The organism is Rosistilla oblonga, from assembly GCF_007751715.1.
Classification (GTDB): Bacteria; Planctomycetota; Planctomycetia; order Pirellulales; family Pirellulaceae; genus Rosistilla; species Rosistilla oblonga.
Genome location: NZ_CP036292.1, coordinates 4,104,676 through 4,128,644, shown reverse-complemented (window position 1 = coordinate 4,128,644; position 23,969 = coordinate 4,104,676). Strand labels below are relative to the sequence as shown.

The 23,969-nt window shown below is 58.6% G+C and carries 15 protein-coding genes; 3 read left to right on the top strand and 12 right to left on the bottom strand.

The genetic code is table 11. The features are described from left to right. Window positions 1-9: 9 nt before the first annotated feature. Both CA51_RS14565 and CA51_RS14560 read right to left on the bottom strand, forming a co-directional pair. Window positions 10-2,310, bottom strand: a complete 2,301-nt coding sequence (locus CA51_RS14565; RefSeq protein ID WP_231745704.1) for an ABC transporter permease subunit/CPBP intramembrane protease — start codon at window positions 2,308-2,310, stop codon at window positions 10-12. Window positions 2,311-2,312: 2 nt separating this feature from the next. Then, window positions 2,313-3,089 carry an ATP-binding cassette domain-containing protein gene (locus CA51_RS14560; protein WP_145121781.1) on the bottom strand — a complete coding sequence of 259 codons (777 nt, stop codon included), beginning with the start codon at window positions 3,087-3,089 and terminating at the stop codon, window positions 2,313-2,315. A gap of 424 nt (window positions 3,090-3,513) precedes the next feature. Between CA51_RS14560 and CA51_RS14555 the strand changes: the two genes are divergently transcribed. Beyond that, a complete protein-coding gene (locus CA51_RS14555) occupies window positions 3,514-3,918 on the top strand; it encodes a hypothetical protein (protein WP_145121779.1) in 405 nt (134 codons plus the stop codon). A 17-nt stretch (window positions 3,919-3,935) separates the two neighbouring features. Here the strand turns inward: CA51_RS14555 and CA51_RS14550 are convergent, their stop codons facing one another. Next, the gene (locus tag CA51_RS14550; RefSeq protein WP_145121778.1) at window positions 3,936-4,934 is read right to left on the bottom strand and encodes a 2-hydroxyacid dehydrogenase; all 999 of its coding nucleotides are present in this window, start codon (window positions 4,932-4,934) and stop codon (window positions 3,936-3,938) included. Window positions 4,935-5,037: 103 nt separating this feature from the next. Further along, window positions 5,038-5,901: an SHOCT domain-containing protein gene (locus CA51_RS14545; protein WP_145121776.1), complete on the bottom strand. Its 864-nt coding sequence runs from the start codon at window positions 5,899-5,901 to the stop codon at window positions 5,038-5,040. Between the two features lie 301 nt (window positions 5,902-6,202). Here CA51_RS14545 and CA51_RS14540 point away from each other — a divergent pair, with 301 nt between their 5' ends. Continuing rightward, window positions 6,203-6,601: a CoA-binding protein gene (locus tag CA51_RS14540; protein WP_145121774.1), complete on the top strand. Its 399-nt coding sequence runs from the start codon at window positions 6,203-6,205 to the stop codon at window positions 6,599-6,601. 32 nt (window positions 6,602-6,633) lie between these two features. Here CA51_RS14540 and CA51_RS14535 read toward each other — a convergent pair whose 3' ends face one another. From CA51_RS14535 to CA51_RS14505, 7 genes are all read right to left on the bottom strand, one after another. Continuing rightward, complete coding sequence (locus tag CA51_RS14535) at window positions 6,634-7,287, bottom strand: ABC transporter ATP-binding protein (RefSeq protein ID WP_145121772.1); 654 nt, start codon at window positions 7,285-7,287, stop codon at window positions 6,634-6,636. Next, window positions 7,284-8,141 carry an ABC transporter permease gene (locus CA51_RS14530; protein WP_145121770.1) on the bottom strand — a complete coding sequence of 286 codons (858 nt, stop codon included), beginning with the start codon at window positions 8,139-8,141 and terminating at the stop codon, window positions 7,284-7,286. The genes CA51_RS14535 and CA51_RS14530 overlap by 4 nt, the downstream gene beginning before the upstream one ends. Window positions 8,142-8,316: 175 nt before the next feature. Further along, window positions 8,317-9,165 carry a substrate-binding domain-containing protein gene (locus CA51_RS14525; protein ID WP_145121768.1) on the bottom strand — a complete coding sequence of 283 codons (849 nt, stop codon included), beginning with the start codon at window positions 9,163-9,165 and terminating at the stop codon, window positions 8,317-8,319. A gap of 217 nt (window positions 9,166-9,382) precedes the next feature. Next, complete coding sequence (locus CA51_RS14520) at window positions 9,383-10,858, bottom strand: BBP7 family outer membrane beta-barrel protein (protein WP_197451189.1); 1,476 nt, start codon at window positions 10,856-10,858, stop codon at window positions 9,383-9,385. A 223-nt stretch (window positions 10,859-11,081) separates the two neighbouring features. After that, complete coding sequence (locus tag CA51_RS14515; protein ID WP_145121764.1) at window positions 11,082-12,197, bottom strand: c-type cytochrome; 1,116 nt, start codon at window positions 12,195-12,197, stop codon at window positions 11,082-11,084. A 1,386-nt stretch (window positions 12,198-13,583) separates the two neighbouring features. Continuing rightward, complete coding sequence (locus tag CA51_RS14510) at window positions 13,584-17,600, bottom strand: PVC-type heme-binding CxxCH protein (protein ID WP_145121762.1); 4,017 nt, start codon at window positions 17,598-17,600, stop codon at window positions 13,584-13,586. Window positions 17,601-17,963: 363 nt separating this feature from the next. Further along, window positions 17,964-20,000: a preprotein translocase subunit SecA gene (locus CA51_RS14505; protein WP_231745703.1), complete on the bottom strand. Its 2,037-nt coding sequence runs from the start codon at window positions 19,998-20,000 to the stop codon at window positions 17,964-17,966. Window positions 20,001-20,210: 210 nt separating this feature from the next. Here CA51_RS14505 and CA51_RS14500 point away from each other — a divergent pair, with 210 nt between their 5' ends. Then, window positions 20,211-21,683, top strand: a complete 1,473-nt coding sequence (locus CA51_RS14500; RefSeq protein ID WP_145121758.1) for a BBP7 family outer membrane beta-barrel protein — start codon at window positions 20,211-20,213, stop codon at window positions 21,681-21,683. A gap of 366 nt (window positions 21,684-22,049) precedes the next feature. On the opposite strand, the gene CA51_RS14495 is transcribed toward CA51_RS14500, so the two are convergent. After that, entirely contained in the window at window positions 22,050-23,642 is a 1,593-nt protein-coding gene (locus CA51_RS14495) for a prenyltransferase/squalene oxidase repeat-containing protein (RefSeq protein WP_231745702.1), read from the bottom strand. Between the last annotated feature and the right edge of the window lie 327 nt (window positions 23,643-23,969).

Here is a 23,969-nt window from a genome sequence, read left to right as displayed (position 1 = left end):
GGCGATCGCTTAGGTCGCGTTTTGCGACGCCTGCAGTTCTTGCGACTTGATCCATTCCCGTTCGCTCTTTTGGATCTCTTCATCGTCGGCGTGTTGATCGTTGAACAGCGAGTAGTAGATCAAACAGGCGACGGCGAGACTGGCCGAGATCACGATCCAGATCGGTTGGTACGATGGAGTCCCATCGGCACTCTGACGCAAGAAAAATCCGAGCCACGAATCGAACAGCTCGGGATGTTCGCTGGTTCTGGCGACCGACAACGACAGCGCGTTGTTGGTGACGTGCAGCACGATCCCTGGCAAAACGCTGCCGGTTCGCAGTGCGATCCATCCCAGCACGCATCCCATCACGGTCGCGGCTAGACTTTGTTGGAAGATCGCGTGGGAGAATCCAAACATCAGCGCGGTCACCAGGATCGCTCGCAAGCCGCCACGATCTCGAGCGAGTCCGCCGAAGATAAACCCGCGGAAAGTAAACTCTTCGCAAATCGCGGGAACAAACGCCATCATGAAGATCACCGCCCACAGCGGTTGCGCGTTTAACATTTCCATGATCGGCATGAGCGCCTCTTTGGCGGCGTCGGACATCGGATAGATCTCGCCGATCCAGTAGCCTAATTGGCTGTAGGTTGGATGTAGCGTGAAGCCCAGCAGCAATGCCGCCGCCATCGCGCCACGCTGTGGGAATCGGATCCGCAGGCTGGTCCGGATGCTGGTCGTCAACACGATCGACATCAGTAGAGCGGGAGCCAGAATCATACCGATCTGCGGCAGCAGGATAGCGATCGCGAGATCGTTCCAACTGTGCGGCTGAGAAGCCATCAGCCGGCCGAAAAAGAGTCCCATCAGGACGATCACTCCGCACATCAAGGCTTGGCCGACGCTTGCGACAGGTTGGCGATCGCGCCACAGATGCCGCATCCACATTCCCAAGTCCCATTGTTCGCCATCGCGGAACAGGACGTCTTCGTTTTCGAATTGTCGCTGCGCCCAACGGACGGCCAACGACAAACAACCAAAGGTGACCAACGCCACGACCGGCAGATGAAGCAGGGCTTCGCTGTATTGCCCTTCGACCAAGGCTCGCACCAACAGGAACATCCCGGTCACTGGGATCAGGCTGGTCCCAAGGCTGAGCGTCGTCCCAGGCAACAGCGGCACAAGGACCAACGGCAGCGTGACCATCATCAGCGGCATCAAATAGTATTGTCCCTCTTTGCTGCTGCGGGCCATCGCGGCGACAGCGAGGGCGAGCGAACTGAAGAGGGCCGACAATGGGAAGAGTGCTAGCAGCAGCCACAACATCGCGCCGATCGGCGGCGATCCCATCGCGGCGTTCCCTTGAGAAAGTCCCAGTTGATGAAAGGCGAAAGTCGCTGTCAGTTGCATGCTGACCACATTCAACAGCGACGTCATGATGCTGAACGTCGTGACCGCGGCCAATTTGCCCCACACGATCTCGCCGCGCAGCGCTGGGCTGCACAATAGCGTCTCCAACGTTCCCCGTTCCTTTTCGCCGGCGACCAAATCGATCGCCGGATAAAACGCGCCGGTCATCGCCCAGACAAGCATCACAAACGGCAGCAGTTTGGACCAAAAGGCCGCTCGCCGTGTCGATTCCGGAGCGATGTCGCGCGATTCGATCTCGAAGGGACGCAGCGCACTGGCGTCGATCCCCTCGCGGATCAATCGCTCTTTCACCCACAGGCTGCGCCAGCGATCCAACACCATCTGCATCCGATCGCCCGCGACTCGCGATTGATCCGAAGCGACGCTGTACAGCAGTTCGATCTGCGGAACGGTTTCAGAATCGTCGTCGGCCGAGGCGTCGGCAACCGAGGATTCATCGTTGTTTGCTGCGGAATCATTCGTCGCATTCGATGTGGACTCGGATGCTGAGTTGGCATTCTTGTCGAAGCTGGCGGGAACCAAGACGACTGCATCGAACAGTCCGTCGCGAATCCAAGACTGGCATGTTTCATCGATCTGATCGGGAGCGACGTCGACTGGGGTTCGCGATTCGATCCGGACAGTTTCCGGTTTTTGCAGCAGCGCCGGATTGATGCCATCATCGATCACCAGGCTCGGTTCGCCGGGCAAGTTCTCTTCGCCGACGATGCAGATCGAAATCGGTTGCTGCTGCGTGAACTGTGCCATCTGCAGCATCAACATCCCGACCAAGGGATAGACCAGCATCGGCAGGATGGCGATGGTGAAGATCGTCCGGCGATCGCGCAGCTGATCTCGCATCTCGCGCAGATAGATCAGGCGGATGGTGGAGAATCGAGGTGTTTGCGAGTCTTGCTGCACCGTTATGTCGCTTTCAAATCGTATTCGGGGTCGTCGTGCTCCGCTTCGTGTTGGCTCAGCAGATCGAAGAAGAGTTCTTCAAAATCGTGTTGGCTGTGGCGCTCGCGAAGTTCGGCTAAGGTGCCAGTATCCAAGATCCGGCCGCGATGCATCACAGCGATCCGGTCGCATAACCGTTCGACCTCGCGCATGATGTGCGTCGAAAAGATCAGACACTTGCCGGCATCTTTCAGTGAACGGATCACCTGCAACAGGTTTCTTGCCACCAGGACGTCCAGCCCCAGCGTCGCTTCATCAAAGATCAAAACCGGCGGGTCGTGAACCAATGCCCGGGCGATCGAAACCTTCTGCTTCATGCCCGTCGAAAGCTTGGCTCCGGGGACGTGGCGAAAGTCGTCCATTCGCAGTTGAGCAAACAGTTCGACCAGTCGAGCGTCCAGCGCATCGCGCGGCATGCCGTGCAATTGGCCGAAGTATTCGACCATCTCCCACGCTGTCATCCGGTCGTAGACGGCTGTATTGTTGCTGACAAAACCGATCCGCCGACGCACAGCGGCTGGATCGGCCGAGACGTCATAACCCTGGACGCGAGCGATTCCGGACGTGGCTTGCAGAACGGTGCTCAGGATCCGCAGTACGGTTGTCTTGCCGGCACCGTTGGGCCCCAACAGACCGAAGATCTCACCGGGCCCAACCGAAAACGAGACCGAATCGACAGCAATAAACTTTCCCTTTTGCAGGTCGTCGTATGCCTTGGTGAGCTCGCTGACTTCGATCATTGCATTCCAGCACGCCGGGGCGCGTATGAGTCGGAAAAACGGAAGGCCCCGATCGATTGTATCCGACCGCAGGGAAGCGTCGATCGACCGCTGCCCGTTCCCTCGACGACCGATCCGCAATAACAAGACCTTAGCTTATCGCAACGGGTGTGGGCATCCGCGAATTTTGAATCTACGCGGGGTTGAGGCAAGAAGTCGATCGCGCTAACGATCAAAACCGGTCTTTCCGAAATTCTCAGCCCAGCTGGCTCGCGGCTGTCTGGCGATCAAAGTCGATCGGACAGGAAAAATTGGACAACCCGCTGCGGTGATCTAAGGTTTCCATTGCAGACGACATCCATTGCTGCATCTGCGGCCCGCTGGCACCGGTCCCGTTGGTCTCGTATTTCTGCCGCACGCCCATTTCCTGCCCGCGAATGGCCCTATGATCCGCGCATTTCCACCCCTTGCGATCCTGCTCTTTTCAGCTGCGGTAGCGATGATGATGCTGCGCCAGCCAACGGATCGAAACGCCGATGTGGAACGCTCCGCAGACGAAGCTGCCAGCCTGCCGCGGGCTGTTTCTCTAAAAGCCGATCGCGACGTTGAACCTGCGGAACGCCAGTTCCCCGCGGAACTGCAAGCTGGCAATCTCGAGCAGAGTCCGCTGCGCGAAGCACCTCGCGCGGTCGCAGCGGCACCTCAACAGGTTCCTAGTGTTCCGCTGTCGCAAGTCCACGACGTCTTCTTCGACCCAGGTGATGTCTTCATCGGCCGTTCCGCTCGGTCAGCTAACCCGACGCGGCGGACTCACCCTCCGCGAATCCAAGCGAATCCGTTTGCACAATAGCTGCTCGACCGCAGCGTTCAACTGGCGTGCAGTTGATTCTTGCAACTCCCTTGCTGCAGGATATCGTTCATGTTTTGTAGCGTCGTCGCCGCGATTTGCTGCAACGCCTCTTTCGTGAAAAAGGCTTGGTGTCCCGTGATCAAAACGTTTGGGAACGTTAGCAGCCGCGCGAAAACATCGTCTTGGACAACCTGCCCCGACAGGTTTTCGAAGAACAGCTTGTCCTCCTCCTCGTAGACATCGATTCCCAGCGAACCGATCTTCGAAGACTTTAAAGCGTCGATGACAGCCTGCGTTTCGACGATCGCGCCGCGGCTGGTGTTGATCAACATCACCCCCGGCTTCATCTTCTGCACCGCCGCCGCATCGATCATGTGATGCGTGTCGGGGGTCAGCGGACAATGCAGCGAGATCACATCGGATTGTTCCAACAACGCGTCGATTTCAACGTATTGAACGCCGGCATCTTCGGCCCACTGTTGATTCGGATACGGATCATAGGCAACGATTCGGCAGCCGAATCCGCTCATGATCTTGGCGACGACACGACCGATCTCGCCGGTTCCGATCAGGCCAAAGGTCTTGCCATGCAAGTCGAAGCCGAGCAGTCCTTCGAGGCTGAAGTTGCAATCGCGAACGCGGTTGTAGGCTCGAGGGATCTGGCGGTTCAGCCCAAGGATCATCGCAACCGTATGTTCGGCCACGGAGTACGGCGAGTAGGCGGGGACGCGGACGACTTTGATTCCCAACGCATCCGCCGTCTTGAGATCGACGTTGTTGAATCCGGCCGATCGCAGCGCCACGATCGACGTTCCACCGGAATGCAATTGCTGCAGGACCTGAGCGTCGACGAGATCGTTGACAAAGACGCAGACCGCCGGAAAACCTTCGGCTAATTGGACCGTCTGCTGCGACAGACGAGCTTCGATGTAGACGATTTCGTGTTCGCCTTCGCGATTCGCCTGGTCAAAAAATTGGCGGTCGTAAGGCTTCGATGCAAATAAAGCGATCCGCACAGCGGGCTCCTTGAGTTTTGGCGAGACAGATCGGAACGATCGGCTCACGTCAACTTACCCGTCGGGATCGCATCGAGCTAGGTGGATTGCACCGCCGACGCCACTACAGACGGCTCAGCAGGTCCGCCTTCTTCGCCGAAAACTCCTGCTCGCTGATATAGCCCTTTTCCAGCAGTCCACCCAACCGATCGAGGGTTTCGATGATGTCGTTCCCTGTCGCATTGGAGCTCGGATGGGACGCCGGCATCGGAGCGGGATTGGATGGTTGGGAAGACGAATGATCAGTATGACTTGGCGGCGGCGAAGCGGGCGGCGCTTGCTGCGGTGCAGCGGGGACGCCATCGCGCGAGATCACCGGCAGCGTCGACAGATCGACGACTCCAAACTGGCTGGTGAACGTGATCGATCCGCCGCTCCCTTGCTGCTGGCTGAATCCGCCGATCTGATGGTTCAAGGTGTCGTAGACCCAAGTCCCGCCGCCGGTGTTCACAGCCAGCCGATGGATGTTGGCGAAGTAGGCGTAGCGGACGTTGTTCTGCGATCCGACCGCGTTGGGCGATCCCATTTCTTGGGGCCACCAATTTTTTGATGGGTCGGGAACAAACAGGCTGTTGGCCGAACCGATTTGGCCGGCGGCTTGAGTTTGTCCGCCGCTGCCTCCTTGGGATTGCGACTGGAACGATCCGCTGAAGGGAACCAATTGATGATTGTTGAGCGCGTCGGAGATCTCCGCACACAAATTGTTCACGCAATTTTTCAATTGGTGATTAAACAGATCGCTGACCATCGTCATCCCGCCGCGCATCCACTGGCCCGCTCCGCCAAACGCCGGGTGATTGAATTGAGCCATCGAGCCGTTGCCGTTCTGCACAGCGATCAACATATGCGTGACCGCATCGGTCGAGAGACCGTGTTGTTGGGATAGGCGTTGAACAAGTTCGATACCTGCAGGAGAAAGGTTTTGCACGATAGTTTCCGTTTCAAACGACAGGTAGAAGGGGAAATAGGCGACCTCGTCACCCCGGCATTAGGATCGCCGGTGGCAACACAAACCGAGGCTGGCCTAACCTCAATATAGCCGTTGAGGTATTGGACTGTAACGCGGTGTCGCGGACGACTTTGCGCGAGCAAAAGAAGCATCCGTCCCCTGCCCGAGAGGTATCCGCGTTGCGATCACTTTTCTTAATGCGAGCAACTCGCGATAATGAAGCGATGGCAATGGTTTTGCTGCGATTTCCCCTCAACGCCGCACTGATAGGATCGATCCGATGAACGAAGACTCGCTGAAAAGCTTTTTGGCCGCCAAGACGTTTGCGGTCGCCGGTGCGTCCCCCAAGCGTGAGAAATACGGCAACAAGGTCTTCCGCGCCCTGCTGGAGAGCGGTCGCGAGGTCTTTCCGTTGAACCCCGCCGCCGATGAGATCGAAGGTCAGCCGGCGTTTGCCACGATCGCGGACCTGCCCGAGGTCCCCGATGCGGTTTCGATCATCACGCCGCCCCAGGTGACGCGTCGGATCATCGACGATGCGATCGCGGCGGGTGTGAAACATGTTTGGATGCAGCCCGGAGCCGAAGACGAACAAGCTAGCCAAGCGGCTCGCGAGGCGGGGCTGAACGTGATCGATGACGGCAGCTGTATCTTGGTTCTGCTGGCGCGAATGGCATAAGTCGCCATCCCGCAGTGACATCGGGTTCGTGTTCAGCTCCTCTCCTGGATCCGAGCGGCTCCATCGACTGTCTCCAGACAAAACCAGCGGTTGGCCAGCGATTCGGCTTCGCCTCGACTGTGAGTCACATGCAGCACGGTGACGCCCGTCTTGCGATTGATCTGCCGGAGGATGGCTTGCACGTTTTGCCGAGTCTCCGCGTCGAGCGCGCTGAGCGGTTCGTCTAACAGCAGGACCGAGGGGCCAAACGTCAACGCCCGCCCCAGTGCAACGCGTTGCGCTTCCCCGCCGCTGAGTCCATCGACTTTGCGATCCAGGAGCGATTCGATCTGCAACGTCGTTGCCATCTCGCCGACTCGAATCGCCCGTTGGCGCCGCGGCACCTTTCGGAAACGCAACGCAAACTCGAGATGTTGCCCGACGGTCATGGTAGGAAACAACGCGAGGTCTTGCGGCACATAGCCGACGTTGCGATCGGCTGCCGACCAGCCGGAAACGTCGACTCCAGCGATCCGGATTTTGCCACCGCCAAGCTTTCTTAAACCGCAGATCGTTTCCAGGATCGTCGTTTTACCGATCCCCGTCTTTCCCATTAGGACCGCATACTCGCCGGTTTCAATCCGCAGGCTGAGCCCGCGAAGTGAGAACGTTCCGGCAGCGACACTAACATCGGCTAGTTCCATCATGTCGATAGCCCCGCTCCCAGCCAGCGAAGCGTCACCAAGACGACGATCGCCATCGCGACCATCAATAACGAGACGGCCACGGCAGCATCCAGTTGGCCGACGCTGAGTTCTAAAAAGACAGTCGTCGATAGGACCTCGGTGCGAAACCGAGTCGATCCAGCGAAGACGAGGATCGGGCCAAATTCGCCCAGCGCCCGAGCCCAAGCGATCGTTCCGGCAGCGATCACGCCGCGCCAAGCCTGCGGAAGCGCCACGTGCATAAACGCTTGGCCCCGAGTGCAGCCGAGAGTCCTGGCGACATCTTCGGCACGCGGATCGATCTGATCAAAAGTCACTCGCATCGTCCGCACGGCAAACGCGCAAGCAACGGCAAATTGCGCCAAAATCACCGCCGGCCAACGGAAGGTGACGGGAAATCCAACGCGATCCCGCAACCACGTTTCCAACTGCCAATTCGAATCGGGAAACAACCACTGCGAAAACGGGAAGGGTTGATGGAATAGGATCAACAGACTCAGCCCCAGCACCAACGGCGGAAGCACGATCGGAATGTCGACGATCGTGTCGACCACGCTGCGGCCGGGAAAACGGTACCGCGACAGCGCGTAACCCAACGGCGTTGCAACCCACACCGACAACACCGCCGTGATCGTGCACGTAGATAATGTCAGCCCAAACGCCGCGCGGATCTCCGGTTTTTGCAACGCCTTCACGATTTCAGCCGGAGATGTGAACATCAGATCGGCTGCCAGCAGCAACACGATCAACAACACAAAATTCGCCGACAGCCCCGCCACGATCAGATAGAAGACGACATCTCGCAACCGACGACCGGGACTACGTTGGAGCGTCATGGGGACAAATGAACCTAGCGTCGATTGGTCGGGATTGCGGCAACGAGCGATGTCGATCTTCGCGGCAAACGCTGTCGCTGAAAAGAGGCCTTTTGAAACGCTACCGCCATCGCATCGACGGATCGTTAGAAACTTGACAACGGTTCAGGGGAAGGGGGTACGTGGCAGCGGCCTTCTATTTGAGAACCTGCTCAGCGACGTGAAACCCATGTTCGGCATAGACCTTCAGTCCTCGATCGGGTGCGGTCAGATAGCGGGCGAAGTCGAGTGCCTGGCCCGGCGCCCTCGACGATTTAAGAATGCCGATCGCAACCTGTGCCTTCGCTGGCCGCAGTGCTTCGATCGCGACAAATTCCAAGTCGGGGTAGGAATGCAGAACCGCAGCGTAGACGATTCCCACATCGGCGGCGCCCACGTGAACATCGTTGGCCACTTCGACGACGGTCCCGCGGAAGGCTGTTGTCGCATCGGCGAGGCGCGACCATTTGCCCGATGGCAGCAGACATGCACGCGTCAGCATCCCCACCGCCGCCGCATCGGGATTGGCTTGGACGACGCGAATCTCGTTTGTCAGCAGCGCCGGGAAATCAGCGATCCGCTTCGGGTTTCCTCGCTTAACCGCCAATCCTACCTGCATCGTGGCGATCGGTAGCCTCAGCGACAACAGGCCCGCATCTTCCGCGAGAACTAGATAACTGTCGTCGGCAGGAAGATAGAGATCACCGGTTTGCGTCAGTTGTAATTGAGCCAGCAGACTTTGCGAGGGGCCATACTGAACGCTGATCGTCGTCCCCGTCGATTGTTCGTAGTCCTGCCGGATCCGTTCCATCACCGCGAGATTGCTCGCCGCACAATAGATCCGTAGATCTTCTTCGGATTCGGGGCTGTCGCTCGCTCCGCCGCCTGGAGTCTTGGCTGCTGAGCTTACAGTGCGTGGCGAGACGCCGTCGCCGACGATCAACCAGCCTACCAGTCCGGCGACCAATGCGATCGAGATCAGCATCGCGGCGATGATCTTCGACATCCCAGACTGCCTCGGTCATTGGTGCAACACGTTTAACTCACGTGTCGCCAATTTAACGAAGCCATGATGCGGAGGGTAGATGCGACGGTGACGCCGGGGGCTGGCGATTCGCTAACGACCGAAGACCCTCGCTCTCGCAGAGGGTCGTAGTGCCAGCGATGTCCGGTTTACACAGCACATCGCTTGGCTTGGAAGTCTCGAACGGAGCGTCAGAGGATCAATAGTTCCAGGCGAGACCGAAGTTCAAAGCTTGGATCCAATACGATGTGTCTTCGAACTGGACCGATGGATGGTTGGTCGGTACCGTGGCCAGATCCGTTGTGCTGGTGTCGAAGATGCCTGAGGGCTGAACCACGTTGGTGAACAATTGGAAGCTGTAACCGATCGTCATGTCGAGACCCGGCCGAACGGTGTAACCGAGCTTCAGGTCGAACTCGGGAGCGACCGAGAACTTGCTGCTGCTGGTGTCTCCGATGTTCGAATTGCGAGCGAAGAATCCTTCGGACGATGGGAATTCGAGCCCGCCGCTGCTGCGAATCGTGTTGCCACGGATCGCTGCTTCGCGATGCATCGAACCGAAGCCAATTTTGGTCAGCATCGTCCATGACCAAGGGCCTTCGCGGTAGAAGCTGTCGAATCCAAAAGTCGCTCCATGGAATTCGTTCTTGGCATCGAAGGAATCGGTGATCTGCAAGCGTTGGCCGGGGCGAGTCCCGCCGTCGAGCCCTTCGGAATCGATCGAAAGGGTCAGTTGTTCGTTGATGCGAGCAGTTTGATAGCCCCAGAATGCGTCGACGCGTCCGCCCAGCCCAGTTCGCCATTTCTGTCGCAACAACGCGTCGCCACCATAAGCTTCGGATCGGGTTTGGACGTTGACACTACCTGTCGCTTGCCCCGGTTCGACGATCAAAAATGCATCGGCTTGGTTGTTCAATGCTGCGTTGTTGAACGGCACGGCAACAAATGCGGCTGTCGATTGATCGGCTGTATAGTTGAACGTCTCGTCACCAATGGCCCAGAAGCGAACCAGGATCGATCGGCATTGGAAGTCGTCCATCCAAAGGCCCAGTTGAGCGCGGCCGCCGGAGGTCATTTCGCCACGATTCAGTCCGCCAACCAAGGTCGTTGTCGAGGTTTGCCCCAGCACGCCTGCGACATCTGTTGCGGTGCCGGCGGGACTGGTTGTGATCAACGGCGGGAGAGTTTGACCGCGACGCCAGTACATTGAATATTCGAGCGATCCGAAGAAGCGTTGGCAAGGCATACCGTAGCCGAAGCAGGGATTACATGCCGCCGGACCGCAGCCACCACAGGCTGGCGAACCGCAACCACAACCGCCACCCATCGAATCGCAGTAGCCGGCCGAATCGCAGTAGCCCGACCCCATCTCAAACGCGGCGGGGCCTTCGGACAGCTCGATCACTTCGTAATCGACTTGGCGAACGACTTCCGGTTGCGGTTCAGGGCGAACCTTTGCTCGGCTGCTGCCAGCATTGGGAGCGGGGCTGCTGAGCACCTTGGTCGGTGCAGCAGTTCCCGATTCCAAAACCGGCGGGTTGTAGGTCCCGCGAGTCACTTCGCGTTGCCGCGTTTGAGCGGTCGCAACGGCGGAGAACAGGATCGCAACGCACATCACCCAGGTCAGCGATGCGAAGGCGAGATTCCGAGGAGAGCTGGTTTGGATGTTGGCCATCGGCATGATCATTCTGCATTGGCTGAAAGACTGATATTCTCGCGACGACAGCACACGGAGCGCATGTCGTCTGTATGGAGAAGTATCGGTAGTGCCGATAATGCAGATTAAGCAAACCTGGTAGAATTTGCCGGTTACGACGTGTCTAACGCCGCTGGCCACGCGAACCTGGGGCTGCTAGCGAGCGGCCGCCGTGGCGGCGATCGGCAAGCAAAACGCGTGTCTATTTGGTCAGCGTCAGCGTGTATTCGATCAGGTCGATCAATTGGGGAACCGTCATCAATCGCTGCAAATCCTGAGGCATCAGCGACTTTGCTTGCTTTTGAAACAGCTCGATATCATCGCGAGCGACAGTCTTGTCGATCCCTTCGGCGTTTCGTAGCGTCACCGCAGCATCGGTTTCGCTGACCAACAGACCGGTCGTTGCATCGCCGTCGATCGTCAGCAGCGAATAGGTCTCGAAATTGTGGCTGACCGCCGCGCTGGGGTTTAAGACAGCGACATACATCGCTTCTCGCGACAGCTTGCTGCCGATCTCCGACAAATCGGGGCCAACCTCCTTCCCCTCGCCCTTAACCTTATGACAGTTGATACAGGTTCCCGATTTACGAAACACGATCGCTCCGGCGACGGGATCGCCACGCTTTTGGATCAGCTCCGAAATCGGCGGCAGCGGTTGGCTGTCAGCTGTCGCGGGCAACTGCAGGTACTTTGCGGCTTCGGCGACGATTGATTTATCATCGGAGCCGAACAATGCGTTGGCGGCGGCGAAGTTCAGGTCGGCCGGCAGTTTGCCATCGGCGACGATCTTCAGCAACGCACGCTGGCCATCGGAGCGACGCGCGATTCCGGCGACCGCTGCGGCGCGCAGCTCGGCCGACTTGTCCGACGCCGCGACCAGTGGCATCAGAATCTCCTGCGTCTTGGTTCCCGCAACGCGTCCGATCAACGAGACCGCAGCGACCGCGTGCTCACTCGCTTCCGCCGAGATCGCATCGATCAACAGCTTCTGACTGTCCAGCTTGAACAGCAATTCCGCCGCCCGCACGCCAGCGGTTTCGTCGGCGTGAGCGATCGCAAACTCGGTTAGCTCACCCGCGACGTCGGTTAACCCGAAGCGTTCGATCAGTTCAAAATATTGCTCCGTCCCCGGTTGGGATCGCAAATAGCGAAGCAGCGCCGCTTTGGCTGGTGCGGATGACTCGATCTTAAAGTCTTTGATTCGCAACACCGTTTCGACGATCAATTTGTCGCGCGGACTGAGCGGCGTTGCCTCTTGGCCAAACGCAATCGCCCCCATAGCGAAACAAGCGACGATCGACAGCGGAATACGAAACATAAACAGACCGTGTGGGAACGCGGGAAAAACAAGGAGTCGGAGCCGGCAACGGCGCTAACGCGACAATAAATCCGATGCGCGAAAAGAATGTTGGCGGTTTAGGAAGTTTACGGATGCAAGTGTACAACAAATGCGTCGCACGATAAACGAACAACTGGAATCGTTCATCCCAAAGCGGCAGCCGACGCAACGAAAGATCTTATTGTCTGTTGAGTCTTGCTTTTTGTTGTTTGCTCGCGAGTCTGTGATCTCCAGTCAAATTGAACATGGTTTGAGGGATGCCACGGTCCCGACATCGAAGGATGATCTGTTGCTTCAAACGTGCCAATCGTGAAGCTGCGCAGATTGGTCTCGGTTTCGTTGTTGTCGATTGGAATCGCAACGTCGCCGAGTAACACGCGCGACCTCCCGTTACGAAGCCGCGGGAGCGGCGGCCGCATAAAGCCTGCGGCCCAAGCCGCAGGTCCGAGATGAAGCCGAATCGGCGCGAGCCCCGGGCAGGGGCGACAGATTCTAGTTGCTGTCGCCCCAGCCGGGGCTTTGATCAATCGATTGCGTGTTGTGATCCTGCGGCTCGCGCCGCAGGCTTTACGCGATCGCCGGCTCCGCGGCTTTGAGTTGATGTGCCCAAAGATCCTGCGGCTCGCGTCGCACGCTCTATGCGATCGCCAGCTCCGCGGCTTTGAACCGATGAGGCCGAAGCTCTCCGATCAGGATGGTGTGATAGAACGTTTAGAGCAAACGTATCCGCCTGGAAACACGCCTGGCACCTCCGGAACGAAGCCGCGGGAGCGGCGGCCGCATAAAGCCTGCGGCGCAAGCCGCGGGTCAGGAATGAAGACGAAACCGCGGGAGCCCCGGGCAGGGGCGACAGATCCAAATTTGCTGTCGCCCCAGCCGGGGCTTTGAGCAATCGATTGCGCGATGTGATCCTGCGGCTCGCGCCGCAGGCTTTATGCGATCGCCGGCTCTGCGGCTTTGAACCAATGAGCCCAAACATCCTGCGGCTCGCGCCGCGGGCTTTATGCGATCGCCAGCTCCGCGGCTTTGAACCCACGTGCCCAAAGCTCTCCCATCAGGATGGTGTGATAGAACGTTTAGAGCAAACGTATCCGCCTGGAAACACGTCTGGCACCTCCAAAACGAAGCCGCGGGAGCGGCGGCCGCGTAAAGCCTGCGGCGCGAGCCGCAGGTCAGGAATGAAGACGAAACCGCGCGAGCCCCGGGCAGGGGCGACATATCCAAATTTGCTGTCGCCCCAACCGGGGCTTTGAGCAATCGATCGCGCGATGTCATCCTGCGGCTTGCGCCGCGGGCTTTATGCGATCGCCAGCTCCGCGGCTTTGAACTTACGTGCTACCGAGGGCTGATGGGGGCAGGTTCCGCTTACAGTCCTAGCAGCTTCAACAGAGCCGCTTCTTTTTCTGGTCCCTCGTGGAAGTCGAAGGCACGCATGAAGCGGGCTTGGTCGGCTTCGCTGAGTTCTGGATCTTGCAAGATCTTGACCAGATAAGCGGTCGCCGCGGGAGCTCGCGAACGCCAGATGATGTCGCGTCCGGCGGGCGTGTTCCAGGCGTCGCCGACCGCCTTGATCCACGCGTCGAAACAGGCATCGGCTTGCAGATCCGAACCGACTCCCAACGCTTCCAGGTACCAACGGTCCTTGCCATCGTGTTGCGTGGCCAGTTGAGCCCACAGCTGTGGCACTTTTTCCGATTTACTCTCGCGGAGCGCGACTGCCAATTCGCGGCGAACCTGCGGCGAGGGATCGCGAAGTAGCGGCGTGACAAATTCGTCGAGCGGCAAATCCAACTGACGGGCCAGGCGAATGCCCATCATGCGAACGTTGGGTTCGGAATCTTGGATCGCTTTGGCCACTGTCGAGTTACCCTGGCCGTCGGTCTTACCCAACAACCAAAACGCTCGGGCGCGGTAGATCGGATTTTTCGAAGCCGCCAGTTTTTGCAGCTCAGCGTTTGCGTCGGCTCCCATCGCGTGCAGCGCTTGCCACGCCATGTAGCGGACTGCATAGTTGGGGTTCTTCAGCGCTTCGGCAGCCCCCGCCGCGGTCTCGAAATCGAACTTGGGAATCTTGTACGACGCATCGTGTTTGATCGGCGTGATGCGGAACAAACGCCCGCGATCGAGATCGCCCATTCCGTGTCCGCCCACGCCAGGGTCGTACCAATCGGCGATGATCAGCGAACCGTCGGGAGCAACTTTCACATCGGAGGGGCGGAACCATTTGTCCTGCGACCCGGTCAATATCTCGCGGATCTTGGCCGTGTAGCCGCCCTTGTCGTCGCTGACCAGATAAGCCCGGCAGACGTTGGGGCCGGCATCGCAGTGGACCAGATGGCCTGTGAACATCGGCAACAGATCGCCTTCGTAAACGGTGATCCCCGTCGGCGAACCGGCTCCGGTTTGAAGCAGATTGGGGACGACGCCCGGATCGTTCAGATGCCAGTGGCGAAGGGGAACGTCGGTGTGCATCCCGGTTCGATCGGCTTTCCAACCCGCACCGGTCTTTTCGTCTTTGTAGCCGTAGTTTCCGTACTCCATTACATAATTGATGCGGACGGCTTTGTTGCCGTCGTCGTCGTTGTCCGATTGCCAGATCCCGCCGTAAGAATCGACGGTGACCATCCAGTTGTTGCGGAAGTTCCAGCCGAGGGTCTCCAATTCGCTGCCGTCGAGATTGCAACGAAAGACCATTCCTTCCTGGTACGGTTTGCGTTGCGCCGCGACTTCGTTCCCCGCCGCGTCGACGATCGGTTTGCCATCCTTGTCCTTCAGTTGGCCGCCGGCGTTGCCAAAGTTGAAGTACAGCTTGCCATCGGGGCCAAAGGTGAAGGCGTGGATGCCGTGATCGTGTTGCGAACCGGAGATGCCGCTGAACAGCACCTCCTTCTTGTCCGCCTTGTCGTCGCCATTCGAATCGGTGAACAGGTATACTTTGTCGCCGGCCGAAACGATCACTTTGTTGCCCAAGACGCAGACGCCGTGCGGCGAATCGATGTCGTCCCCTTGATAGAAGACCTTCTCGCTGTCGGCCATCCCGTCGCCGTCGGTATCTTCGACGACCAGGATCCGATCTCCTTCGGGACGCTTTCCTTTGTGCTTGCGGTAGTTGACGATTTCGCAAACCCAAACCCGGCCCCGGTGATCGATATCGATATTCGATGGGCTCAGCAATTGCGGCTCAGCGGCGAACAAGCTGGCTGCCAGCTCTTGGCCGACGTCGAGTCCTTCGAGAGCGGCGCTCGCTTCACGCGATCCGCTGGAAGCACCGGGAGTTTCGAGCGTCGGCATTTTGTCGTAGACAGCAAAGAGAACCTCCGCATCGGATCCGCAGCCCGATTGATCGGACCCGCCGTTGTCGAGACCTCCGCGAGCGACAAAACGATCGTAGCCCGGGGGCAGATCAAAACCGATCACCGACGGGGCGTGGGTTCCGATCCCATAAGCGACCGGTTGTCCGGCGATCTGCAGCGGCGAACCGCCCGCGTTTTTACCGACGCGAACTTGGCCAAAGCCGGACGACGCGTGCTTCCACTTCAACTCAGTTAGTTTTTTTTTTCCGGCCGGCCCCACCAGATGCGGTTCCGCCCAGTCGGCCCAGTCGCAACTGATCCCGTTGCCGCCGTCGGTGACTGCGAGATACAGCTCCTTCGCGTCGCCTAGCGGTACGTCGATCGCTACCGATTGCCCAGGCGTCTGCTTGGTGACGGGAGCGCTAAGAAACAGCGGCTTCAGTTCCTGCTTCGGCTTGGCCGCCACCTTGCGATTGACGACGGTGCGGACGATCTTCTTGCCCTTCTTTTCTTTCGCGGCGCTTGCAGGTTTGGGCTCGTCCTGATTGGCTTCTAGTTGTTCTTCGGTCGGATCGTCGGTCGAAACGCCCGCCGCGGGAACTTCGCCGTGAGCGGTCCAGACGATCGCGTTGAGCATCACTTTGCGGAAGTTGGGATCGGCCCAGTTCCAGTGGAAGTGGCCGCCGGTGAAGCCAAAACCACGGCCGCCGCCATCGCGCTGGGCCGCCCAAGCCATGTGTTGAATCTCGCCGTTGGCGACAGCTTTGCGAACCGCCCGGTTGCCGCTGTGCGGACCGTCGGGACGGCGCATCGTGTCTTCGGGGGGATGAGCCGAGAGGATCGGAGTGACCCCTTTCATGCCGTCGCGAAACCGCATGTGGAAGTACCACTCGTCGTTGATTTCAAACGGCTTCACGCCGCGGCTGATCGGATGATCGGGGAAGGTTTCGTATTTTGCGACCCAGTGCGGATTGACCGACCAGTTGGCTTCGAAATAGCCGCCGATCCAATCCAAGAAAGCATCGCCCGGCTTGCCTGCCAAGGTCTCCACACCGTAGTGGATGCAGACCAAACCGGCACCGTCTTTCATCAGCGGTGCCAGTTCGTCGATGTGAGGATTCAGCAGATGACGCCCGCCGCCGTCGCAATAGACGACGATCGAGTCGGCATCTTTAAGAGCGTCGGTGCCGGCTTCGGGCCAGCCGTTTTTGATCACTTCGGCGGTGTAATTTGGCATCGCTTCGGTGAGCGCGTTGGCCAACAACCGACATCCGGCATAGTGTTCGTGCGAACCATAACCGTGGCTCGGTTTACCCGCGATGAAGACTATCTTTTTTTTTTCCTTGGCGTCGCTGTGGCTCACGTCGTCGCTGCCGGCCGACTTAAGATGCTTCAAGCGAATGTTGCGGAACTGGACCTTCATCGGTGGGCCGGCGTGCAGTTGCAACGCCAAGATCCCGTTGGCACGCCGCTCTTTGGTATCGTTGTCGGTACATTCGGCTGTTGGGACGCCGTTGATCTTGTGCTTGAACTCAAAGCCCTTGGCGGTGATCGTGTAGGTGTTCCAGTCTTCCTTCTTGATCTTCGATTGGATCGTCGCCGAATCGCCAACCGATCCAACCACGTTCACCTTGAATTTGCCATCGTTACGAACCAGTTCGGTCTTCTGGCCGCGGTTGGCCAAGATGCCGCGGAACTTCTCGCCGTAGAGGATTCCCGAATAGGTGTCGCCCGATTCGAAGTCACCTTGGTAACCGCCGACGACCCACTTTTGTTTTTCCGGATCGACCTCAAAGCTGCGGTACTGGATCCCCGAATTGCCGCCGATCAACTTGTATTCCAGCTGCAATTCGAAATCGCCAACTTCCCCGCCTCGCCAGATCAGAAACGTATTCCCTTTGGTGGGATTATCCGCGGTTGTTTGACCAGTGATCATCCCGTCTTCGACGCTCCAAAAAGCAGGGTTTCCGTCCCAGTTGTCGAGAGTCTTGCCATCGAAGATGGAAATGAAACCGTCCTCTTCGGCATGAGCTGCCGCAAGCGGAAGCAGTGTCAGGGCGAACAGGCAAAGCAGGCTGAGTGTACGCATATCAGCAGTCTTCTTGGGGTGAGAGTAATTGTGTTTCGAACGCTTGTGATTTTGCGTGGTTTCGAATGGGGCAGGCGTTTGGTGGATGGGATGCAGCCGTTCTCGGCTGCCAAAGGGGCCGCAAACCGCCCTGGTTCGGAGTCCGATTGTAACCTCCCGGGCGAGGGATAATCCATAACCTGGTGGCTGCTGCGAATGAATTTGTCGATTTGAAGTTTCAGTGCGGGGCGACTGCGAGGGGCACTGCGCGTAGAACCGCATCCCACTGCCGCAATCGGTCGGCGGCCGACTGCGGGAGAGTGGGAGAATTGGATTTGACAGATCGAAGCGAGGTAACGAGCGCTGCCGCACGCCGCCGCCGGATCAATCGGGCGTGTCGAGGTAGGGATCCTGCCCGATTTCACGCTGCATCTTTTTCCGCTCTCGCTCATGATGCAACAGCACCATCCGGTCGCGGAAGTGCTTCTTCTCGACCCGCTGCTGAGCTTTGCGGAACATCGGGGCATAGCTCTGGAAACTGCCGCTACTTGCGGCCCCCAACTGTTTCCAGCGAGCGGCCTTCACCGGGCCATAACCGTTCTTAAGGATGTCGTCGTCAAGCGAGAGATACTGGCGGTAGGAACCTTGGTCGCCCTGCCGGCCGCAGCGGCCGATCAACTGGCGATCGACCCGCGCCGAATCGTGTAGTTCGGTGCAGATCACGTGGATCCCACCCTCGGCTTCGACATCTTTGGGAACCTTGATATCGGTACCGCGGCCAGCCATGTTGGTCGCCACGGTCACGCGGCCTCGTTTGCCCGCTTGTTCGACAATCGCCGCTTCCTCGGCGACCTTGTTGGCGTTGAGGACTTCGTGCTTGATCCCTTTGTCTTCGAGCATCTGCGACAGCAGTTCCGATTTGTCGATCGATCGGGTACCGATCAAGACCGGGCGGCCCAATCGATTCATCTCGACCACTTCGTCGACGATCGCAACAAATTTCGATTCCATATCGCCGAAGACGAGATCCTTCAGCGGGATACGTTGCGGCGGGCGATTGGTGGGAACGCGGACGACTGGCGTGCGGTAGATCTTCTTCAGTTCGGGCGCCGACGTGGCGGCGGTACCGGTCATCCCGGCAAGATATTTGTAACGCAGGAACAGATCCTGGATCGTGATCCGGGCGGCCTGACCGGTCGGGACCGAGATCTCCATCCCCTCCTTGGCCTCGATCGCTTGATGGATCCCGTCGCGCCATTTACGTCCCTCGGCCAAACGGCCAGTGAATTCGTCGACGATCACGATCTCATCGTCGCGGACGACGTAGTGCCGGTCCAGAAAGAACTCTTGATGGACTTTGATGCCACGCTCCATGAACTCGTAGAGATCGACAAGGCCAACCGTTCGGATCAGGTCGGGACGTGGCAGCGAGCGAACCGCCTGACGCCCGCGTCCGGTTAGTTCGTATTGTTTGGAGTCGGGGGTGATCTCGTAGTGTTCGTCCTCGACAAATTCCGGCGCGTGTCGAGCCGCCCATTGATAGGCTTGGACGATCTGTTCGCGGACCTGATCTTCGATCGAACCGATGATCAACGGCGTTCTCGCTTCGTCGATCAGAATACTGTCGGCTTCATCGACCAAGCAGAAGTGGACGCCTCGCATCACAGGTTTGTCGCCGCCGCCGTCGTTGAAGTTCGATTCGCCATCGCCTAAAAAGTCCGACTGCAAGCGGTTTTGGGCTCGCAGCAGCAAGCGGTCGCGGAGGAAATCGAAGCCGAACTCTTTGGCGGTTCCGTAGGTAATGTCGCTGCCGTACGCTTCGCGGCGCTGGCCTTGATCCGATTCGGTTTGCACGATCCCAACGCTAACTCCAAGCGTGCGGAACAGCGGCGTCATCCATTCGGCATCGCGCTTCGCCAGATAATCGTTGACGGTTGCCAGATGGGAACCCTTGCCGAGCAGCGAATGCAGGTACAGCGGCAGCGTCGCGGTCAACGTCTTGCCTTCACCCGTCTGCATCTCGGAAATGCAGCCTTCGTGCAACGCGATCCCACCGATCATCTGCACTTGGTAGTGCCGCATCCCCAGCGTGCGACGACCCGCTTCGCGAACCAACGCATACGCTTCGGGCATCAGCGAAGCGAGCGATTCGCCCGATTTCGCCCGGTATCGCAACGCCAGACTCCGCTTGCGAATCGCTTCGTTCGACTCCTCGATCAGCTCCGGTTCCCACTGCGCGATCTTCTGCAGCTGGGCCTGCCAGCGGCGGATTCGCGTCGAAGCTCCCATCCCCAACCAACTCTTCAGAGGCACATCCTTATCGGACCGCGACTCGGGAGCTTGGGGATCTTGGGCAACTGGCGTGGGGGCCGATTCGTTGGAATTATCCAACGGGTCGGGGGCTGTTTCGCTGGTAGACATACCGTTTTCCATGAGCTAGCTGATAAGAGTCGCCATCATAACCCGGGTGCTGGCGTTAGGTTGGGTAAGGTGCGTTGAACACGACGTGTAATATGGGTTGTTTGGGTTGTCTATTCTTCGCGTTCGGATTGGTCTGGAATTTCTACTTGTAGCTGTCGATTCAATGGTACCAGTCGTGGCAAATATCCCGCAAACGCGAGCCGAAAGAAAATGAAACGTACAAACATCTGGCTGACCGTTGTTGCTGTTCTTGCCGGAACAGTTTCAGCATGGGCGGGGGAACCCGGCCAGGCAAAAGGTTACAAGAACTCCATTGGTTACACTAACTATGTAGGTGACCTTTCCGAAACACCACACGCCCATGCCCACGCGCCTTCGGTGCCCGTGCCGGCTGCGGCGCCCAGCCAGCCGCAACACTCGGCTTCGTATGGCTCGCAAGGTTTCACCACCAGCTGCGACACTGCATGTGATGAATTATACGACGACGGTTGCGACAGCATCGGCCGGCGACGGTACCTTTCGGGACTCTTTGGACGCCAGTCGGCTCGCCAGGGTTCCGGGCGAACTTGGGGCCGCGTCGAAGCACTGCTGTGGTGGGCTGAAGACCGCGACAGCCCCGCGTTGATCAGCACCAACCCCGACTTCGGCACACGTCCCGTCGTTCCGGACGTCAGCAACGCAGGGACTTCGGTCCTGTTTGGTGGCCAAAACGGAATCGAATCGGACATGATGATCGGTAACCGGATCGACTTCGGTAGCTACCTGGACAACGACCACACGTACGGCATCGGCGGCCGCGTCTACGGATTGTGGAGCGGTGGCGACAGCGTCAGCGTTAGCTCCAACGGCAGTGGACCTTCTTACGGCGTTCCGTTTTTCGACGTCGCTGCGGTTCCACCACTTGGCCCAGGCTTGGGAGTTGCCATCGGAACGTTTGGACTGTTGCCAATCGGACAAGATCTGGGCGGCGGCCAAGTTGTCACCGGTAACGTTTCGGCGACCAGCGAACTCGACTTCATCGGATCGGAAGTTTACGCACGAGCTCTGATGGCTCGCACCGCCGACTTCCGCGTCGACCTGATCGGTGGTTACACGTTCCACTCGCTGGACGATTCGATCATCCTGCAGGGACGTTCGATTTTGAACAACACAGTTGCCGGCAACTTGTCGCCGCAGAACATCTACGACTTCCGCGACGCGTTCGACGCCGAGAACACCTTCCACGGTGGACAGATCGGTTTCGAGACCCAGGTCGTCAAGGGACGTTTCATGTTCAGCTCGCTGACCAAAGTTCACTTGGGTAACATGAATCAACGCGTTCGCATCTCGGGCAACTCGCAATACGAGACCGTTGGTGGCGGCGTGCTGACCTCGGGCGATCGCGGTCTGCTGGTTCAAGGCAACGGCGGCGTGTACGAACGCGACACCTTCACCTTCGCTCCCGAAGCCAACGTCAAATTGGGATACCGCGTCTGCAAGTGTGCGACCTTCAATGTCGGCTACAGCCTGATGATGTGGTCGGATGTCGCTCTGGCGGGCAATCACATCGACAACCGCATCGACAGCACTCGCACCGAAGCCGGTCTGAACTCGCCAACGCGAACCAACGTTCCTAACTTTGAGTTCGACACCGACAGCTTCTTCTTGCACGGCTTGGACCTGGGCCTGACCTTCACCTACTAGTGAAGAACGGCTGAGTGCAAACCAATACAACGATCTCGGTCGTTGCTAGTATCAAAAAAGCGGCTCGTGGGAATTCCACGAAGCCGCTTTTTTCGTGCGCAAGCTGGCTGTTGAGTTTTTGTGAGTGGGCGAATTAGTTAGCGCGTCGTCGTCAAAGAGAACCGGACGCCAACGCGTGGCGGTTTAATCAGCCGATTGGGCGTTAGCCCCGGTTCCGCTGCCACTAAACCGGGGCTAACGCCCAAACGGCTAATGCAAGGAAGCTCGTTGTGACTATACCGACAAGCTGCTAACGCGTGGCGGCTGATACATCACACTGAAACGGTGCTCGGCCCGTTTGTGAATTGGCCGGTCGTTGGTTCGCGACTACTTATTTCCGTACAACGGCAGATGGCGGTAATAGACTTCCAGGCAAAACAGCGACAGGCAGGTCGTGTAGAGTCGCCCGCCGGAGCTGCCCCATCGCGATCCTTGCGGCGCCCAGCTGCCGGCTTCGCGTCCCGATGCGACTTGCGCCTTGGGTAGCTCCTCCCGCATCACGCTGTTCCAATTCCGCCAGGGCGTGCCGCCGTAGTGGTGCAGCACCTGAGTCGCGTAGTACCAGTAATAGAAATCGCGATCTTCGAAGTTAAACGGATAGTTTTCGTCGATTGTGATAACCGCTTCTTGCAGCGCGGGGTTGTCCCCTTCCCAACCCAAATATTGGCGGCACAACAATCCCTCCGCTGTCATCGCACGGGAGGGAGGACTGTTGGGTTGATAGGAGTAGGCGGAGCCGTCGTAGTGCGAGACGGTGTCGAGGTATTTTTCGATGTTTGCCATCGTCGAAGTTGGTACGACCAGGTCGGACATTTGGGCACTCTTCAGCCCCATCAAAAACCATCCGGTGACGGAGGTGTCCGATTCGCGGCGTGGGTAATAACGCCAGCCTCCCTCTTTCGACTGAATCTCGACCGCGTAATTAACCGCGCGTTGTGCCGGTTCGCGGAGCCATGAATCTTTGGTCATCGCGTAGAGTTCGCAGATCGCGATCATACATTGTCCCTGGGCATACAACGCCTGGTGGCTGGGGACCTGCGACTTGGTCACAAAGCTCCCCTCGCGATCTTGGTGATTGACCAGCCATTTGATCCCGTCGTGAACCTGTTCCTTGAACTCGCCCGAGAGATGTGTGTGGCCATCCCCTTGAAACGCCAGCAGCGCCATCGCCGTGGCGGCAGGTTTGTTTTCGGTGCTCGAGCCGTCGGAATAGCGTCCCGACAAGCTCCAGAAACCGCCACGCTGTTGATTACGTTTGAGCCACTCCAGTCCCATTTGGACCGCGTTTTGAGTCGCTGGGGTTCCGCCGTGAGTCGCCAGGAGCGCTTGTTTCATCGCGCCGGTTCGGCCTGTCAGAGCGGAACCGACGGAAAGCTCGGCGGTGATCGGTCCGACTTCGACCGGTGCGATAAACTCCGACATCTCCATCGGGGCGAAGCTGTCATCGACTTGAACCTCGGCCAGTTCGGACATCTCCGCAGTTTCGAGCGTATCGGGCACGTCGGTACTGTCCAGTTCAAACGTCGCCAGGTCGATCTCTTCCTGTTCCTCGGAGACTCCGAGTTCGATCATCAATCGGCCCACACCGACGGTGCTCGGCAGGGTGAGTAGTGCCAACAGCAGCAGCGCGACCAAGTGGACAACTAAGCTGATCAGCCACGCGGGAGCCGACTTTTCGACTTCCAACAGGTCGTTAGCTTCCTCCGCTTCGGCATCCTCGGGAAGGCTCGACAGATCGTTGGCAGACGGCGGTTGTTTCTTTTGAGGATTCGACGGTGCGGCTGCACTCGGCGGCGGCGCGGCTGCAGATTCCTGCCCACGCCAACGACTGCCAGAGGGAGGCTCGACGGGAGCGGCCGAGGCGATTGGCGCAGGCTGCTTCAGAGGGGGCGGTTGCCGTACGGGAACGGGGGTGGGCATCGGGGGCGGTGGCGGTGGCGGTGGAGTCGCAGACGACGGAGGATCGCTGGATGCGCTGGACTGAGCCACGAAAAAACCTCGATTGACCAATTAGATAAGGGGATCCTCTCGGGTCGCTTCCACCACCGGATTGCGACGGCATCGCGTCGACAACCGCTCGGACCTGGATCGGTTGCCCGCAATTCGACAGGAAACGCCCTTATTGCACGGAACTCTTACATTCTACGCAAGATAGCATCTGCGGCGAATGGAAGACAAAACAATCGCACGCCAACGGAGCGGAATTTCGGATTAATGTCAATCGTTGGCCAGCTTAAAACGAAGCAG